Origin of the sequence: Couchioplanes caeruleus (assembly GCF_003751945.1) — a bacterium.
Lineage (GTDB): Bacteria > Actinomycetota > Actinomycetes > Mycobacteriales > Micromonosporaceae > Actinoplanes > Actinoplanes caeruleus.
In genome coordinates this window covers 3,868,247-3,883,688 of the sequence record NZ_RJKL01000001.1, presented here as the reverse complement: position 1 = coordinate 3,883,688, position 15,442 = coordinate 3,868,247, and the positions used below count along the sequence as shown (strand labels likewise).

The window sequence follows — 15,442 nt, the reverse complement described above, 5'->3', positions numbered from 1 at the left end:
CGATGACCGGCTATCACACAGCACCGATGATCGTGGACACCGACGGAGATCGCGGGCTGCGTGACATCTATTTTCATGAGTCGGTGACCGACCTGTCCGACGTGGCCGGGCCGGCGTGGCCGGAGGTGCTGCACCGCACTGCTCTGTTGCTGTTCACCCCGGATGCGGTGGTGAGCAACCAGGTCGGCGCGGGGATAGAGTTCCTCCGCCGGCATGGATACACCGTGGCGGCGCACGCGCCCGTTCGGCTGCATCGCCATCACATCCGCGAAATCTGGCGCCGAGACTTGTCCGATCCGGGCTGGGAGACAAGGGACCGGCTGGCGATTTGTGACCGCCTGCTGACCTTCACCGACAGCCTGGCCGTCTTGCTGGTGGACGAGTCACCCGAGCCGGATCGACCCGCGGCCCGCCGGCTCACCGCGCTCAAGGGCAGCGGTGAACCGCAACAGCGGACGGCAGGCACCCTGAGAGCGTCGCTGGACTCGCCCAACAACGTGTTCCGGCTGGTGCACGCGTCCGACGGCCCCGAGCAGGTGTTGCGTGAGATCGGAATCCTGTTCGCCGCGCGGCGGCGGCGGGAGCTGTTCAAAGCCCTGACTCACGCCGACCGGGTCCCGGCGGCGGTCTTGACCGCGGATGCCCGGCAACTGGCACGGACAGCCGGACCGCAGTCGCTGAATGCTGAGCCGTCGCTGCGCCGGCTCCTTGACGCGTCGCCCACCGCAAACCTGCACCGGCACCTCGCCGACCTGGCGGCCGGACGGCCGGTGCACTGCTGGGCACTGTACGAGGCCATCGACGAGTCGGGCCTCGACTTCATCGAGTGGGACGTCATCGCCGTCGGCGCGCTCGCACTCAGCTCCCTGCCCCGGCCGCCCGAGGAGGCATGATGAGAACGCTGCACATCGGCGTGATCGGGCCCTCCGCGGCCGCGGTCACCTTGTGCGCCCAAGCCCGCACGGCCGGTGCGATGCTCGCGACCGCTGGAGTCGCCGTGGTCGTGGGCGGAACCGACGGCGTGTCCCGTGCCGCCGCCGAGGGGGCGGCATCCTCCGGCGGGACGGTCATCGGCTTTCTCACCGGGTACGCGCGCTCAACGGTCCAGCTTCCACTCACCGTGGCCGTACCCACCGGGATCGGTGAACTCTCCAACGGCCTTCTGGTCCGTAGCTGCGACGCTCTGCTCAGCATCGGCGGTGGTTGGGGCACTCTGATGGAGGTCGCGCTGGCCCAGCGCACCGAGGTACCGGTGGTCAGCCTCGACGGCTGGGTCCTGAGCGACGGCGCCGGGCAGCCGATCGCGGGGCCCACCGCCGCAGCGACCGTGGACGAGGCGGTGGAAATGGTGCGCCGGGCGGCAGCCCAGCGGCGTTCCACCGATGAGCACCGCATTGGTTGACGCGCCCCCTTCCCGGTGAGTGACGGGGGTCTTGCGGTCGGAAGCAGGGCCCGGCGCATCGCCGATGGCCGCGGGTGCCGGGCCGTGCCGTGGGACGTTGGTGATCCGGACCTGGCGCACCGTCCAGCCGTCGCCGACGGCGACGCCGCCGCCGGTGTTGGTGGTGGCGCCCGGGATGCTGCGGAAGTCGCAGTCCTCGCCGGGGCGGCCCGGCATGTCGGTCGGGATCGGGGCGCCCGCCCCGGTGCGGCAGTTGCCGTTGACGGTGAGGTCGGAGGCGATCTGGGTGCTGCCGGGCGCGTCGACGTCGTTGTGCCGGATGATGGTGCTGTACTGCCGGTTCGACGGCGTGCTGGGGTCCATCCGCAGGACGGTCTGGGTGATCCCGGCGCCGCGCAGGCTGACGTACGGCGGCAACTTGCGATCACCGATGGGTTTCGGCTCCGAACCTCAACGCCGGCTCAAGCGCGGCGCTGGTTCGGCTCTGCTTCGGCGGTTTCCTCGAGGAGATGCACAACGGCCCTGACCGGCGTTTCCGCCAGCCAGGGCCGTTGGGGTGAGCGGGGCATCCGGTGTCCGGATCCCGCTCCCGTATTACTGCCCGCTGATGACGGTCGCAGGCGTGGAGGCCTGGCTGTCGCTGAGCCGGTAGGCCACCACCTGGTAGCGGTTGCCCGGGGCCCAGGCGCCGTCGGTCCAGCCCTCGGTGTTGGTGCCGGCGACGAGGCCGACCCGGTCGATGAGGTGCTGCTCGTGGGCGAGCGAGTTGTCGATCACCAGGAACGGCTCGGCCTTCACCGCGCCGGCGGGAGCCACGTGGGAGTACGACGACGTGACCCAGTTACCGGTCGAGGCGCGGGTGAACCTGTTCGTGGCCGCCACCTGCCCGAGCGACTTGTTGCTGGCGTCGCGCCAGGTGATGCCGGCGCGGACCATGCGGCCGTCGTTGGTGACCGCCTTGTACGAGGCCACCGAGGTGTACAGGGTGCCGGCCGTGACGGGGACCGCCGGGCCGTTGGCCGTGACCGTCCGCGAGGTGGCGCCGGTGGTGGCCAGCAGCGAGCCGTTGCCGACCGCGGCGTCGCCGGTCTTGGCCGCGACGGTGCCACCGGAGAGGGTCCATCCGGTCACGCCGGACTCGAAGCCGGACTGCGCGGCGGTGAGCAGGTTGCCCGGGACGACGTGGCTGCCGACCGGGTAGGTGGCCACCTCGACACCGTTGCGATAGACCCGGTAGCCGGCGATCGGGCTGTAGCCCTTCGCCGCGTCCTGAGGCGTCGACTCCGACCACGTGAACACGCCGTTGGTGACGGCCAGGTTGGTCGGCGCGAGGGCCGGCAGGACGCCGTTCTTGCGCTGGCCGCCGAGCGTCCGGCTGGTGACGTTCCAGCCCTCGCCGTTGGCGTCGGTCAGATGGATGCCGGTGACCGTGATGTCCTTGTTGATGCTGGAACCGATCTGCATCCCGTACCAGGTGGTGGGCCGCTCCTGGTCGTCGACGATCGTGTTGTGGTGCACCTTGTCGCCGGTGCCGATGCCGATCGCGATGCCGACGTTGTCGTAGCCGGAGTACTCGGTGGAGCCGTCGACGCCGACGTTGGTGATCAGGTTGCCGGTGATGATGTCCGGGGCGTCCTTGTCCGCGTTGGACATACCGCTGATCATGATCGCGCTTTTGGCCGTGTTCGTGATCACGTTGTCGGTGATCGCGTTGTTGCCGCCGGAGAAGCGCTTGTGCGTCGCGAGGCTCTGGGAGTAGTCGTCGTAGTTGGCCGTGATGCCGGTGTTGAAGGTGTCGCGGATTCGGTTACGCGTGACCACGATGTCGCGGCTGTTGACCACGTCGAGGTTCTCGCCCTCGTGGAGGTAGTTGGCGTTCGACTTGAGGACGATGTTGGCGCCCTTCAGGTCGTTGTCGCTGACCATGCCACCGAGAACGGACTCGAAGTAGACGGAGCCGTAGGCCTCCACGTTGCGCAGGTCGGCGTAGTACCGGTTGGCCACGACCTTGTTGTTGCGGAACGTCACGTTCGTGGCGTGGGTGAGGTCGAAGCTGTTGCCCCGGATCGTCTGGTCCCACTGGTTGTGCTCGATCACGGTGTTGGTGGCCCCGGCGCCGCCGCCGATGTTGTCCTCGTCGCCACTGCCGGCGCCGCCCCAGTTGTCCCAGCGGCTGTCGACGATGCGGACGTCGCGGGTCTTGCTCACCCACATCTTGAAGTAGTTGAAGTTGGTGAAGCGGACCTGCTGGACGGTCCACCGGTGCCCGGCCTTGATGCCGCCGCCGGCGTTGTTCTGCGTCGCGGCGTCGCTCTCGCAACCGGACGGGAACTGCTCGTCGGGCAGGATGGTCGGCTCTTTGCTTCCCGTCTCCGAGTACTCGCCCTTGCCCTTGATGCACCGGCCGTTGAGGGCCAGGTCGGAGATCGTGTTGACGCTGCCCGGGGCGGGATCCGCACCCTCCAGGTCGATGGTCACCTTGGGTCGGATGATGAAGTTGTAGTTGAAGTTGATCCATGGCGCGTCGTCGTGGATCTTGATGGCCGTCGTCTTGATGCTCGCACCGCGCAGGTTGACGTTCGGCGGGACCAGCAGCGGCTTGGTCACCGAGTACGTACCCTCGCGCAGCAGCACCGTCGCCGGCACGGCCGGGGTGACCACTGTGCCGTTGGCGTCCACGACCGCGGCCTGGGCCCGGCCGCCGGCGGCGGTCAGCGCGGCCTGGAGGTCGAAGTGGTCGTCGCCGCCGGTCGGCGCGGCCATGAGCCGGCACCGGACGTCGGTGGCGCAGTCGGCGGCGGTCAGGGGCGCCGGGCTGTGGGTCGCGTCCAGCGAGTAGGGCGCGTCCGGCAGCTCGGTCGCGGCGTTCGCCGCAGCGGTGCCGACGGGGAGCGCGGGTGAGGCCGCGGCGACCAGGACGGCAGGCAGCGTGCGCAGCGCCGTCCGAAGCGGGCGTCGTGGTTGGTGAGTCAAATCCACTCCAGGGGGTCAGTTCCCGGCGGGGGTCCGGCCGAGGGCTTCGGTGGTGAAGGAACGGCTGAACTCGCCGGAACCTGAGCGTCGAGGAGCTTGATGTGGATTGCCGGAACAGTCGTCCTGGCGGACGGTCGGCGGGCCCGTCTCATCCTGTCGGGTGACCGGAGCGACAACCGGTTGGCTTCGCGTTTGCACCCGTTCTGCCCCGTCCCGCACGCCTCCCTGGCAACGGCGGCACCGCGGCGACCGGCAAGAGAGCTTCCGCTCTATCTGCTATATGGCAGACTGAGCTATGGCCACCGGACTGGTGGCTGTGGTTGACTCGGCGCAGGCAGTCAGGGCGAGTTCCGGGAGGATGACGCGGCAGGTGGCGGCAACCGGCTGTCGCGTCGACCGGATCTCCGGCGTGAGGAGCGAGGCGGGAATTCTCTCGGAGTCGCGGTCGCGGCCAGTTCCTTCCTTGCCGCAGTGCGGAAGGAGTTCGTACGGATGCGCACCTACTATCGTGGTCCCGACGCAGTGGTAACCGAAAAGTATTTCGTCTGGCGTACCAGTCCCGCCAAAGTCTTCGTCATCGAGGAACTGCGCGACATCGAGCTGGTGCGCGGCCGGCCCGGGGGATGGGGCTCGGGCGAGGCCCTGGTCACGGTGGCCGCCGTCGTCACTCTTACGAGCGTCGGCTGGACCCTCGGGGGAGTGGTTGTCGCCTCGCTGGCCGTGGTCCTCGGTAGCGTCCTGGCCGGGACGCTCGCCGCGACGCGACGGCGGGCGACTTGTTCGTGGTATCTGCAGGCTTATCGGAACGGTGGGCGGGTAACTCTGTACTCGGCTGTGGACGCTCGCGTATTCAACCAGGTCGTTCGAGCGCTCCGCCGGGCGGTGGAGGACTCGCGGCGCCCTCGTGACGTTCGTGGCTTGGTAGTGGCCTGATCACATGCTGTTCGCGGTTCGTGACAAGTATCGGTTCGATGAACCTTGCGCGCCCGGGCGCGTCATCTGATAAGACCATGGATAGGCTGACGCGCGACCTCGCTGACTGCCTGCTGGCAGGCAGCGAGGTTGCACATTGCATGCTGGACGTGATCCGACTCCGACGCTGAAGGACTCATGAGTGAGGTTGTCTCGCCTACCGTCGCACGCAGGCGCGTGCGTCTGGCGCTGCGCGAGGCGCGTGAGCAGGCAAATCTGACCCAGCAGCAGGTGGCCGACGAGATGGAGTGGTCGCTGAGCAAGGTCATCCGGATCGAGAACGGCGACGTGACCATCGCTCCGAACGATCTCCGGCCGCTGCTTAACTTCCTCCAGGTGAAGGACAAGTCGGTGATCGCCGCGTTGCTCGTCGACGCCCGGATCGCCCGGACGCGGCAACGGCAGGCGTGGCACCAGAAGCCCCAGTTTCGCGAGGTCCTCAGCGACGCGCACCGGAAATTGATCGAATACGAGGCCGAGGCAACGGCGATCAGGTATTTCTCGATCTACTTCATTCCTGGACCATTGCAGCTCCCGGCGTACGCGGAAGCTCTGATGCAGTTGTATGTCGGCGAGATGCCCGAGGATCGGATCCGGGGCGTCCTCGATGCACGGCAGCGCCGGCGGGAGGCATTACTTTCCCGCGTCGGCACCGTTGAACTGTTCGTGCTGCTGGACGAGTCGGTGCTGATGCGCCCGATCGGCGGGGCCGCCGTCTTCACGGATCAACTCCGGGAATTGCAACGGCTGGCGGACGAAGGCGCGATCAAGCTTCGCATGGTGCCGTTCACGCTGGAGGCGCCGGTCACCAACAATGCGTCGTTCGATCTTCTTTCCCTCGATGTGAACGACGAGGGAATGCTGCTTTACCACGAGAATGGTCTCTCCGACGAGGTGATCGAGGCCAAGACCACCACCATGCGGCACCGCAACCGGTACGACCTGGTGTGGCAGGAAGCTCTTGATGAATCAGACACGATCGACTTCATCCGCAAGAGGATAGACCTGGAATCGGCCGCCACAGGCCGCCGACGGGAACCCCGATAACTATGAGCCCGCGTGCTCATAGGGGATCACGCGGGCAGGCTGCAGTGTGAGAGGCGAACGATGAACGGCGTCAGCGCGCCCGCGTGGCGGAGGAGCAGCAAGTGCGCGAACAGCACCTGCGTGGAAGTGGCCAGGGTCGAGGATGAGTTTCTGATCCGGGACTCGAAGCGGCCTGACCTTCCTGCCCTCTCGTTCACGAGAGAAGAGTGGGTGGCCTTCCGCGACGGCATGCTGGCGGGTGAATTCGACCTTTGAAATGATCACGCGTCTCCGCGCGGAAGACGTGTCAAAGCGGGCGTAGGGCGGACAAATCCTGCACCCAAACGGCCCCATTAACCGCGATTCGGCACAGTCATCGTGGTTCACTCATTCTTGCCTCCTGTCGTGTTCTGCGGCTGTCGCCTACCGTGGATTCGGGAACCGACTCGGAGGAGCAGGCATGAGGGACCGAACGGAGCAGACGGTTGTCTGGCGCCGGGCCAGCAGATGCGGAACCACGAGCTGCGTCGAGGTTGCCAAGATCGGACACGACTTCGTCGTTCGTGACTCCAAGAATCCACAGCAGCGGCACCTGCGCTTCTCGGCGGAGGAATGGTCCGCGTTCGCTTCCGCGGTCAAGCGGGGCGAATTCGACCTCTGAGGGGTCATCCGGCGATCTCGTGAAGTTTTGCCTGATCAAGCGATTGAGGCAGCATACTGTTTCCGTGGGAAAGTTCGAGCCTTCGCTTGATCCGTACCGTTGCGAGCTCACCGGCCGTGGGCGGTACCAGGTGCTGCATGACGCCGCCGAGGAGCTGCTCGACGAGCTGGCCGAACAGTATGTCGTGGACCGGCGGGAGACCAAGGAACCCGCCGGTCCAGGGCCGTACGCCGAGTACGTGCGGACCGTACGGCTGATTCCCCGGCACCCGGCGGCGGCGCCGCTGTCGATCGCCTTCACCGATTTCCCGGGCATCGTGCTGCGGCTCGGCCGGTGGTTCGTCGAAACCCTGCCGCGCGGCGAGGACGGTGCCGAGGATCCGGCCGAGCTGATCGCCGACCTGCGGGCCCGGACGGACGCGCACGTCGAGGGCGGGCTCTGGGAGCGGGTGCGCCGGGGACTGACGGGGTCGTTGCGCGAGACGCGGCTGATCGGCCGGGGACTACGGATCAGCCGGCGGGAGCCGGTCGACAACCGCGAGGCGCGGGCAGCACGCCGCGACGGCTTCGCCGCGGCGGTGCAGTGGGCTCCCTGGCCGCGACGCGCCCCCCGGGATGCCGGCCGTCCCTGACGCCGGTTCCGGCACCGAACGCGTACGCCGCGACGCTGGATAAGATCCGACCGTGGTGGCGGACTGGGACGTGGCCGTGGTCGGTGCGGGACCGGGCGGCCTGGCAGCGGCCCACGCGGCGGCGTCGGCCGGGGCACGAACCCTCGTGCTCGAGCGCGCCGAGCATCCCCGATACAAGACCTGCGGTGGCGGACTGATCGGCACGTCGCTGTCCTGGGCCGGCTCCCGGATCTCGGTGCCCGTCCGCGACACGGTCGACGCGATCACGTTCACCGACCGCGGGCGCCGGGCCTTCACCCGCCGGGCGGTGGATCGCCCGCTGCTGACGATGGTGCGACGCGACGAATTCGACTTCGCCTGGTACGAGGCCGCGATCGCCGCCGGTGCCCAGGTGCGCCAGCACGCGCTGGTCCGCTCGGTCGACCAGGACGCCGACGCCGCGCGGGTGACTCTCGCCGACGGGGAGGTAATCGCCGCCCGCACGGTGATCGGTGCCGACGGGTCGGCCGCGATCACCTCCCGGTACGTCGGAGTCACGTTCGACCAGCAGGATCTGGGCCTCGAACTCGAGGTCGCGGCGACGGCCGCGGACCGCGTCGCCTACCGGGGCCGGGTGGTGCTCGACTGGGGCTACGTGCCCGGCTCCTACGGCTGGGTCTTTCCCAAGGACGACCAGCTCACCGTCGGCGTCATCATGGCCAAGGGCAAAGGCGCCGAGACGAAGCGGTATCTCTCGGAGTTCGTCGACGGGCTCGGCCTCGCCGATCGTCCGGTGATCCGCGACTCGGGTCACCTCACGCGGTGCCGCCGGGCGGACGCGCCGCTGCGCAGGGGCCGGGTGATCGTGGTCGGCGACGCGGCGGGGCTGCTGGAGCCGTGGACTCGCGAGGGCATCAGCTTCGCGCTGCGCTCCGGGACGTGGGCCGGCGAGATTGCGGGGCGGGCCCGGACACCCGACGCTCTCGCCGAGTACGAGCTCCTGGTGAACTGGTATCTGACCCCGGACATGGCGGCGGGTCGCAGACTTTTCCGGCTCTTCGCCAGGCATCCGCGACTCATGCATGCGGCGATGGCGACGCCGCCGGGCTGGCGGGCGTTTCGGGCCTCGTGCCGCGGTGAGCTGTCGATGGCCGAGGTGCTGCGGCGAACCTCGGTCCGGGCGGCGGTCGGCCTCCTGGGTGGATCGCCCTGACCGGCATGCGGTGCGCGCGACCTCGGGCCGACGTCGCGCGCACCTTTGATCAACAGATCACTCGAAGGCGAACTGCCCCTCGTTGACCCCTCGCACGAACGCCGCCCATTCCTCCGAGGTGAAGCTCAGCGGGGCGATGTCCGGGTCCTTCGAGTCGCGGATCAGATAGTTGTCCTCGACCCGAGCGACTTCGACGCAAGTAGCGTTGCTGCAGTAGCTGCTCTTGCGCCACTGGGGAGCCTCGATCGTATCCAATATTCCACTCCGATTCTTCGTCCGCGTCATTACCGTCTTCGTGACAATTGGTGATCGTGTCGCCAACTCCCCGCCGAGCCCACCCGGTGTGCGGGCGCGGCGGGATCGTGGTGGAGGAACGCGGAGCCGATCGTGTCGACTCCATCGATCTGTTCCCGAGCTCGCTGGTCCGGGCGGGATCGCATGCCGGTTTACGGCGTCCAGCTCGTCAGCGAAGTCAAAGTGGTACCGACCATCGGCGACCAGATGCAGGGTGAGGTCGGAATGCTTGAGCGTGTCGCACAGAGCCGGACGCACGGTCGTGCGTACGACGATTGGCGAGACGACCTCAGCCATGGGTCCTTCGACGTCGAAGTGAAGCGGTGCGGCGAGAGCAAAGTGCCACCTCGCTGGTTGCCATCATGCAGCCAGCGAGGTCGCCGCTTACTCTGCCACTGTCCTATCAAAACGAGCAAGGAGCCGTGCAAGTTTCATCGAAAAGAGACTTGTCACGAAGGGGGGCACCGGTGGCGTGCGGCCGGCTGGTCAGGCCGCCGCGAAGTCGTCCCAGGACGACGGAGGCCGAGCATCCTCGATCGCCCGGCGCAGTGCCCTGCTGACTTGGTTGAAGACGCGCGCGTCGGCGGACTGGTAGAGCTCCACCGACTGCCCGCGATACGTCGCCTGCAGCAGCCACGTCCGCGGCCGTCCGCGTCGCAGGAGGGCGGCGGTGGCCAGTCCAAAACCCGCCAGGCCCAGGAAGCCGATCGCGTACAGCGGCGAGATCCGCCACAGCGGCAGGGCCGCGACCAGCGCCATCGCCGTTCCGCCGGCCATCGCGAGGACGGGAGTCCCAGGTTCCTCGGCGCTGGTGATGCCGACCTCGCGGAGGTCGCGGATCAGAAACGCCCTCGTCGTCGTGGGCGTGCGGTGGACGAAGTGTTCGCTGGTCACCATCGCGTCCGGGCCACGGTAGTAGAGGCGCATGACGAACTCCCCCTCCCGACTCCTTGCGAGGAGGAGGAAAGGCGAGCCACCATTGGCGCAGAGAGAATTCCCCGCCTCGCTCGTGTGTCACAGAGCTGAACTCGTGCGTCGCGAAGTGGAAAGCCGTCAACGGCACCCGGTTGCCGCCGGGTGCCGTTGCTTCTTGCCCTCCAGCTCCGCCTTCTTGCCTACCTCAGTACAGCACGCCACCCGGCTGACCGCCACACTTCAACCTGCTATATCGCAGATTGCGTACAAGCCAAGTGCTCCGTCAGCGCGCCAGCACCACCGGCACCAGGGCGACGACAGCGGGCAGGGCCTGCACGAACAGGATCCTGCGGTTGGCGGTCGCGGCGCCGAAAATTCCGGCGATGATGACGCAACACAGGAAGAAGACCTGAAACTCCACGTTCCCCGTCACCAGGCCGTAGATCAGTCCGGCCGCCAGGAAGCCGTTGTAGAGGCCCTGGTTCGACGCCAGCGTGGCGCTCTCGGCGGCGAACTCGGCGGTGGTACCGAATGTGGCGCGCACCCGTTCTGTCCGCCAGAGGAACATCTCGAGTACGAGGATGTACACGTGGATGAGGGCCACGAGGCCCACCAGGATCTTCGCGGCTGTGCCCATGGGCACACCTTAGCGATCGGTACCCATCGACAGGGTTAACAGAAGGGGCCGCGCGTTTCATCGACATATCGACCGGGTAGGCCCACGGGATCGAGCGAGGAAGCAGCGGCGAAGGAGGGTAGGTGCCAGCATGGAGAGCCGACTCAGAATCGCCGGCCAGGCGGTCCAGCCCGTCCTCGTGATGTTTCCCCTCGGACTGTTCACGATGGCGGTCCTCTTCGACATCGGCAACCTCCTCGGCGGCCCCGCCATCCTCGGTGCGCTCGCGTACTGGAACATCCTCGCCGGCCTTCTCGGCGGCATCCTGGCCGCGGTCGCCGGGGCGATCGATCTGATGCTGGTGCCGCACGGCACCCCGGCGAAGCGCGTCGGAGTCCTGCAGAACCTCGCCAACATGGGCGTGCTCATCCTCTTCGCGGTGATCCTGATGCTCCGCATGCGCAGCCCTGAGCGGGTCGCCGGCTTCGGTCTGCTCGCCGTCGAGCTCCTCGCCCTGACCGGCTCGGTCTTCGGCGCCTGGTACGGCGGCGAACTGGTCAACCGCCGCGCCGCCACGTTTGCCCGCGCCCAGCCCGGGAACCGGACGTACTGACAGCAACGCCGAGAGAAAGGGGAATCGACATGGCCACCTCGATCAAGGGCAAGCGTGTGGCGTTCCTCGCGACCGACGGCGTGGAAGAAGTCGAGTACACGCAGCCTCGCAAGGCCGTGGAGGCCGCCGGGGGCAAGGCCGAGCTCGTGTCCATCAAAGCGGGCGAGATCCAGGCCGTAAACCATATGGACAAGGCCGGCACCTATCCGGTGGACAAACAGGTCAAGGACGTGGACGTCGATCAGTACGACGCCCTCGTGCTGCCGGGAGGCGTGGCCAACCCGGACTTCCTGCGTACGGATCCGGACGCGGTCCGCCTCGTCCGCGACTTCTTCACGGCGGGCAAGGCGGTCGCGGCCATCTGCCACGGACCGTGGACCCTGGTGGAGGCGGGCGTCGTCGACGGCCGCACGCTCACCAGTTGGCCTAGTCTGCGGACGGACCTCGCCAACGCCGGAGCGACCTGGGTCGACGAGCAGGTCCACGTCGATCAGGGCCTGGTGACGAGCCGCAAACCGGACGATCTGCCGGCCTTCTGCGACAAGATGATCGAAGAGATCGCCGAGGGCGCCCACCAGCGGCATCGCGCCTGACCTGCCGAGACGCTGTCCTTCATGGACGGCGTCTCGGTGTCACTTCACCACCATGCGGCCCGTACTCTGGAAGGACGCCAGGTCGGCCAGCGTCTCCTCGATGATGCGCGAGTGTTGCCCCGGCAGCGCGTCCAGCGCGAAGAATCCGGCGTCGACCGACTCCTCCGTCACCTTCTGCAGCTCGCCCTCCCAGGTGTCGATCCGGAACGACATGAGGATCTGCTGGTAGGTGTGGCCCCACCCATTGGTGAAGGTGTAGGCGCTGTAGAACGCGAACGGGGTCAGCGCCGTCGCCCGCAGGCCGGTCTCCTCCCAGACCTCGCGGATCGCGCACTCCTCCATGCTCTCGCCGAGCTCCATCGCTCCCGCCGGAATCGCCCAGCGGCGGTTGTCGGAGCGCTGGATCAGCAGCAGTCGGCCCTGCTCGTCGAAGATCACCCCTCGTGCTCCCACGAACAGCAGTGTGTCGGAGTCGCCGACGCTACCGCGTACCCGACCTAGATAAGACTCAGCCCACGTCAATCCCACGCGACAAGATTAGTCAGGCGGACTTCTTCGCAGGCGTTGTCTTCTTGGCCGCGGTCTTCGTGGCCTTGGCGGGACCGGCCTTGGCCGTGCTCTTCGTGGCAGTGGTCTTCTTGGCCGGGGCCTTCTTGGCGGCGGTCTTCGTGGCGGCGGTCTTCCTGGCAGGCGGGGCCTCGATGGCGCGCGCGCGTTCCTCGGGGTTCTCGCCACGGGCCTTCTTCGCCCGCTCGACGGAGGCCTTCAGCGCCGCCATCAGGTCGACCGCGGCGGCCGGCGCCTCCTCGACCTCCTCGGGGGCGACGACCTCGCGGCCCTCGACCTTGGCGTCGATGACCTCCTGAAGCGCCGCCCGATAGTTGTCGGTGAACTCCTCCGGCTTGAAGCTGCCGGCCATGGAGTCGATCAGCGAGGCGGCCATCGCCAGCTCCGCCGGGCGGGTCTCGATGTCGTCGTCCAGGAAGCCGAAGTCGGGGGTGCGGACCTCGTCGGGCCAGAGCATGGTGTTGAGGACCAGGACGTCGTCGTGGACCCGCAGGGTGGCGAGCTGCTCCCGCTGCCGCAGCGCGATCTTGACGATCGCGACCCGGTCGGCCTCGCTGAGCGCGTCGCGCAGCAGTACGTACGGCTTCGCGGCCTGCCCCTCCGGCTCCAGGTAGTAGGCCTTGGCGAAGAGCAGGGGATCGATCTGGTCGGCGGGCACGAACTGCAGCACGTCGATCGCCCGGGACGTGGTGAGCGGCAGCTCGGCGAAGTCCTCGTCGGTGAGGATCACCATCTCGCCGCCGCCGATGTCGTAGCCCTTGGCGATGTCGTCGTAGCTGACCACCTCGCCGTCGATCGAGCAGGTGCGCTGGTACTTGATCCGGCCACCGTCGGTGCGATGCACCTGGTGGAAGCGGATGTCCTTCTCCTCGGTGGCCGAGAAGAGTTTGACAGCGATCGACACCAGGCCGAACGAGACCGCGCCCTTCCAGATCGCCCGCATTGTCGCCTCCTACCCCCGTGAGCAGCCGCTCGATCAAGGATTGCATTACTGAGACGCCTGCGTAAGGTGTTCGTCTCTGCCTAAGGTGATCGAGTGCCGGGTGCGCCGCTGTCCCCCATGCTCGCCACGGCGGGCCCCCTTCCGGTCGGCGCCGGATGGAGCTACGAGTTCAAGTGGGACGGCGTCCGGGTCCTCGCCTCGTTCGAGGGTGGGGCACCCCGGCTGTGGGCGCGCTCGGGCACGTCGGTGACGCTCGCCTATCCGGAGATCGCACCCCTGGCCCTGCCGCCGGACTCGCTGCTCGACGGGGAGATGGTGGTGCTCGACGCGGCCGGGCGGCCGTCCTTCACCGCGCTGGCCGAGCGGATGCACGTCCGAGATGCGGGCAAGGCCGCCCGGCTGGCGGGCTCGCTACCGGTCACCTACATGGTCTTCGACCTTCTTCGATACGCCGGTGAGTCGCTGCTCGACCTCCCATACTCGCAACGGCGCGCTCGCCTCGAAGAGGTCGACCTCGGCTCGGGGCACTGGATGGTGCCGCCGGTCTTCACCGACGGACCCGCCACCGCGGCGGCCGCGCGGGAGAACAGCCTCGAAGGCGTGGTCGCCAAGGGGCTGGACACGCCGTACGTGCCGGGCGCCCGGTCGAGCGACTGGGTCAAGGTCAAGTTCGACCGCACCGGCGACTACGTCATCGGCGGGTGGCGGCCCGGTGCCCGCCGGCTCGGCGGGCTGCTGGTGGGGATACCGGGGCCGGACGGGGGGCTGCGCTTCCGGGGCCGGGTCGGCGGGGGGATCGGCGCCGCCGCGGAGCAGGAGCTGCTGTCCGTGCTGGCGCCGATCGCGAGCACGAAGTCACCGTTCGCGGCCGGGGCGGTGCCCAGGGAGGATGCGCGCGGCGCTCACTGGGTAAACCCGGAGCTGGTGGTCGAGGTGCGCTACGGCAACCGTACGCCCGACGGGCGGTTGCGGTTCCCCCGCTTCCTGCGCCTACGCCCGGACAAGACGCCCGCGGAATGTGTGGAGGACGACGACGATGGCTGAGCTTTCCCGCGGCGGAAAACCGAGGGAAAAACCGGGGAGCGGCGGAAAACCGAGGGAAAAACCGGGGAATCGGATCGCCGTCCAGATCGAGGGGCGCGACCTCGAACTGTCGAACCTCGACAAGCTCATGTATCCGGAGGCGGGGTTCACCAAGGGCGAGGTCATCGACTACTACACACGGCTTGCCCCGGTGCTGCTGCCGCATCTGCGGGACCGGGCGCTGACCCGGATCCGGTATCCCGACGGCGTCGACGGCGCGCACTTCTTCGAGAAGAACGCCCCCGGAGGAACCCCTTCCTGGGTACGGCTGGAGACCCTGCCCGTACCCGGCTCGACCAAGTCCCGCGAGACCATCGACTTCGTGGTGGTGGACGAGCTGGCGACCCTCGTCTGGGTGGCGAACCTCGCGTCCCTGGAGCTGCACACGCCACAGTGGCGGATCGGCGAGCATCCCGACCTGATGGTGGTGGACCTCGACCCCGGCGCGCCGGCCGGGCTCCAGGAGTGCTGCGCGGTGGCCATGCTGATGCGCGACCGGCTGGGCGAGGACGGGCTGAGCGCGTACCCGAAGACCTCCGGGAAGAAGGGCATGCAGTTGTGCGTGCCCATCTCCGGTACTCAGGACTCCGAGGTCGTCTCGGGCTACGCCAAGCGGGTGGCGGGGGAGCTGTCGGCGCGGGTGCCGGGCTCGATCACGGCGAAGATGGCACGTGCCATCCGGCCCGGGAAGGTCTTCATCGACTGGAGCCAGAACGCCGCGGCCAAGACCACGGTGGCGCCGTACTCGCTGCGGGCCCTCGGATCGCCGACCGCCTCCGCCCCGCTGACCTGGGAAGAGGTGGAGGCCATGGCGCTCGGCGAGGAGCCCGCCCGGCAGTTCGGCGCGGGCGAGGTGCTCGAGCGCGTCGATGCGTACGGCGATCTGCTCGCGGATCTCATGGAGCCCGGGCCGCCGGTGCCGTAAGGCGTCTTGAGGTACCTTGCGACGCAAGGTACCGTG

General features: G+C 68.1%; 18 protein-coding genes. 12 read left to right on the top strand and 6 right to left on the bottom strand.

Going from position 1 to position 15,442, the window contains the following annotated elements; genetic code table 11:
• The first annotated feature begins 2 nt into the window (after positions 1-2).
• Together EDD30_RS17295 and EDD30_RS42035 are read left to right on the top strand one after the other, a co-directional pair.
• Positions 3-893 (top strand): nucleoside-diphosphate kinase, encoded by an 891-nt coding sequence (locus EDD30_RS17295; protein ID WP_071806596.1) that lies wholly within the window; start codon positions 3-5, stop codon positions 891-893.
• Positions 890-1,402: an SLOG cluster 4 domain-containing protein gene (locus tag EDD30_RS42035; protein WP_071806595.1), complete on the top strand. Its 513-nt coding sequence runs from the start codon at positions 890-892 to the stop codon at positions 1,400-1,402. Before EDD30_RS17295 ends, EDD30_RS42035 begins: the two co-directional genes overlap by 4 nt.
• A gap of 594 nt (positions 1,403-1,996) precedes the next feature.
• Here EDD30_RS42035 and EDD30_RS17280 read toward each other — a convergent pair.
• Positions 1,997-4,375, bottom strand: coding sequence for a right-handed parallel beta-helix repeat-containing protein (locus tag EDD30_RS17280; protein ID WP_071806593.1), 2,379 nt, complete (start codon positions 4,373-4,375; stop codon positions 1,997-1,999).
• 492 nt (positions 4,376-4,867) lie between these two features.
• On the opposite strand from EDD30_RS17280, the gene EDD30_RS17275 reads away from it, so the two are divergent.
• The 6 genes from EDD30_RS17275 to EDD30_RS17250 all read left to right on the top strand — a co-directional run bounded on the left by EDD30_RS17275 (position 4,868) and on the right by EDD30_RS17250 (position 8,857).
• On the top strand, positions 4,868-5,308 hold the full coding sequence (locus tag EDD30_RS17275; protein ID WP_071806592.1) for a DUF6232 family protein: 441 nt from the start codon (positions 4,868-4,870) through the stop codon (positions 5,306-5,308).
• Positions 5,309-5,524: 216 nt separating this feature from the next.
• The gene (locus EDD30_RS17270) at positions 5,525-6,394 is read left to right on the top strand and encodes a helix-turn-helix domain-containing protein (protein WP_244945286.1); all 870 of its coding nucleotides are present in this window, start codon (positions 5,525-5,527) and stop codon (positions 6,392-6,394) included.
• Between the two features lie 60 nt (positions 6,395-6,454).
• Positions 6,455-6,649: a DUF397 domain-containing protein gene (locus EDD30_RS17265; RefSeq protein ID WP_071806610.1), complete on the top strand. Its 195-nt coding sequence runs from the start codon at positions 6,455-6,457 to the stop codon at positions 6,647-6,649.
• A 184-nt stretch (positions 6,650-6,833) separates the two neighbouring features.
• A complete protein-coding gene (locus EDD30_RS17260) occupies positions 6,834-7,034 on the top strand; it encodes a DUF397 domain-containing protein (RefSeq protein ID WP_071806590.1) in 201 nt (66 codons plus the stop codon).
• 64 nt (positions 7,035-7,098) lie between these two features.
• Positions 7,099-7,665 carry a DUF6226 family protein gene (locus tag EDD30_RS17255; protein ID WP_123678334.1) on the top strand — a complete coding sequence of 189 codons (567 nt, stop codon included), beginning with the start codon at positions 7,099-7,101 and terminating at the stop codon, positions 7,663-7,665.
• Positions 7,666-7,720: 55 nt separating this feature from the next.
• Complete coding sequence (locus EDD30_RS17250; protein ID WP_071805104.1) at positions 7,721-8,857, top strand: geranylgeranyl reductase family protein; 1,137 nt, start codon at positions 7,721-7,723, stop codon at positions 8,855-8,857.
• A gap of 57 nt (positions 8,858-8,914) precedes the next feature.
• Here the strand turns inward: EDD30_RS17250 and EDD30_RS17245 are convergent, their stop codons facing one another.
• The 3 genes from EDD30_RS17245 to EDD30_RS17235 all read right to left on the bottom strand — a co-directional run bounded on the left by EDD30_RS17245 (position 8,915) and on the right by EDD30_RS17235 (position 10,703).
• Positions 8,915-9,112, bottom strand: a complete 198-nt coding sequence (locus EDD30_RS17245; RefSeq protein WP_123678333.1) for a DUF397 domain-containing protein — start codon at positions 9,110-9,112, stop codon at positions 8,915-8,917.
• A gap of 525 nt (positions 9,113-9,637) precedes the next feature.
• Complete coding sequence (locus EDD30_RS17240) at positions 9,638-10,078, bottom strand: DUF6232 family protein (RefSeq protein WP_071805106.1); 441 nt, start codon at positions 10,076-10,078, stop codon at positions 9,638-9,640.
• A 271-nt stretch (positions 10,079-10,349) separates the two neighbouring features.
• A complete protein-coding gene (locus EDD30_RS17235) occupies positions 10,350-10,703 on the bottom strand; it encodes a DUF1304 domain-containing protein (RefSeq protein WP_071805107.1) in 354 nt (117 codons plus the stop codon).
• A gap of 130 nt (positions 10,704-10,833) precedes the next feature.
• On the opposite strand from EDD30_RS17235, the gene EDD30_RS17230 reads away from it, so the two are divergent.
• Both EDD30_RS17230 and EDD30_RS17225 read left to right on the top strand, forming a co-directional pair.
• Entirely contained in the window at positions 10,834-11,295 is a 462-nt protein-coding gene (locus tag EDD30_RS17230; RefSeq protein ID WP_071805108.1) for a DUF2231 domain-containing protein, read from the top strand.
• 29 nt (positions 11,296-11,324) lie between these two features.
• A complete protein-coding gene (locus tag EDD30_RS17225; protein ID WP_071805109.1) occupies positions 11,325-11,888 on the top strand; it encodes a type 1 glutamine amidotransferase domain-containing protein in 564 nt (187 codons plus the stop codon).
• 39 nt (positions 11,889-11,927) lie between these two features.
• Here the strand turns inward: EDD30_RS17225 and EDD30_RS17220 are convergent, their stop codons facing one another.
• Together EDD30_RS17220 and ku are read right to left on the bottom strand one after the other, a co-directional pair.
• Positions 11,928-12,416 carry an NUDIX domain-containing protein gene (locus EDD30_RS17220; RefSeq protein WP_071805110.1) on the bottom strand — a complete coding sequence of 163 codons (489 nt, stop codon included), beginning with the start codon at positions 12,414-12,416 and terminating at the stop codon, positions 11,928-11,930.
• A gap of 13 nt (positions 12,417-12,429) precedes the next feature.
• Positions 12,430-13,398, bottom strand: coding sequence for a non-homologous end joining protein Ku (ku, locus tag EDD30_RS17215; protein ID WP_071805111.1), 969 nt, complete (start codon positions 13,396-13,398; stop codon positions 12,430-12,432).
• Positions 13,399-13,491: 93 nt separating this feature from the next.
• Here ku and ligD (EDD30_RS17210) point away from each other — a divergent pair, with 93 nt between their 5' ends.
• Complete coding sequence (gene ligD / locus EDD30_RS17210) at positions 13,492-14,442, top strand: non-homologous end-joining DNA ligase (protein WP_071805112.1); 951 nt, start codon at positions 13,492-13,494, stop codon at positions 14,440-14,442.
• Positions 14,435-15,406: a non-homologous end-joining DNA ligase gene (gene ligD, locus EDD30_RS17205; RefSeq protein WP_084556351.1), complete on the top strand. Its 972-nt coding sequence runs from the start codon at positions 14,435-14,437 to the stop codon at positions 15,404-15,406. Before ligD (EDD30_RS17210) ends, ligD (EDD30_RS17205) begins: the two co-directional genes overlap by 8 nt.
• Positions 15,407-15,442: the final 36 nt, after the last annotated feature.

Excerpts from the sequence above, each read along its gene's own strand:
- EDD30_RS17295 (WP_071806596.1), top strand. The coding sequence starts at position 3 with ATGACCGGCTATCACACAGCACCGATGATCGTGGACACCGACGGAGAT.
- EDD30_RS42035 (WP_071806595.1), top strand. The coding sequence starts at position 890 with ATGATGAGAACGCTGCACATCGGCGTGATCGGGCCCTCCGCGGCCGCG.
- EDD30_RS17275 (WP_071806592.1), top strand. The coding sequence starts at position 4,868 with ATGCGCACCTACTATCGTGGTCCCGACGCAGTGGTAACCGAAAAGTAT.
- EDD30_RS17265 (WP_071806610.1), top strand. The coding sequence starts at position 6,455 with ATGAACGGCGTCAGCGCGCCCGCGTGGCGGAGGAGCAGCAAGTGCGCG.
- EDD30_RS17260 (WP_071806590.1), top strand. The coding sequence starts at position 6,834 with ATGAGGGACCGAACGGAGCAGACGGTTGTCTGGCGCCGGGCCAGCAGA.
- EDD30_RS17240 (WP_071805106.1), bottom strand. The coding sequence starts at position 10,078 with ATGCGCCTCTACTACCGTGGCCCGGACGCGATGGTGACCAGCGAACAC.
- EDD30_RS17235 (WP_071805107.1), bottom strand. The coding sequence starts at position 10,703 with ATGGGCACAGCCGCGAAGATCCTGGTGGGCCTCGTGGCCCTCATCCAC.
- EDD30_RS17230 (WP_071805108.1), top strand. The coding sequence starts at position 10,834 with ATGGAGAGCCGACTCAGAATCGCCGGCCAGGCGGTCCAGCCCGTCCTC.
- EDD30_RS17225 (WP_071805109.1), top strand. The coding sequence starts at position 11,325 with ATGGCCACCTCGATCAAGGGCAAGCGTGTGGCGTTCCTCGCGACCGAC.
- ku (WP_071805111.1), bottom strand. The coding sequence starts at position 13,398 with ATGCGGGCGATCTGGAAGGGCGCGGTCTCGTTCGGCCTGGTGTCGATC.
- ligD (WP_084556351.1), top strand. The coding sequence starts at position 14,435 with ATGGCTGAGCTTTCCCGCGGCGGAAAACCGAGGGAAAAACCGGGGAGC.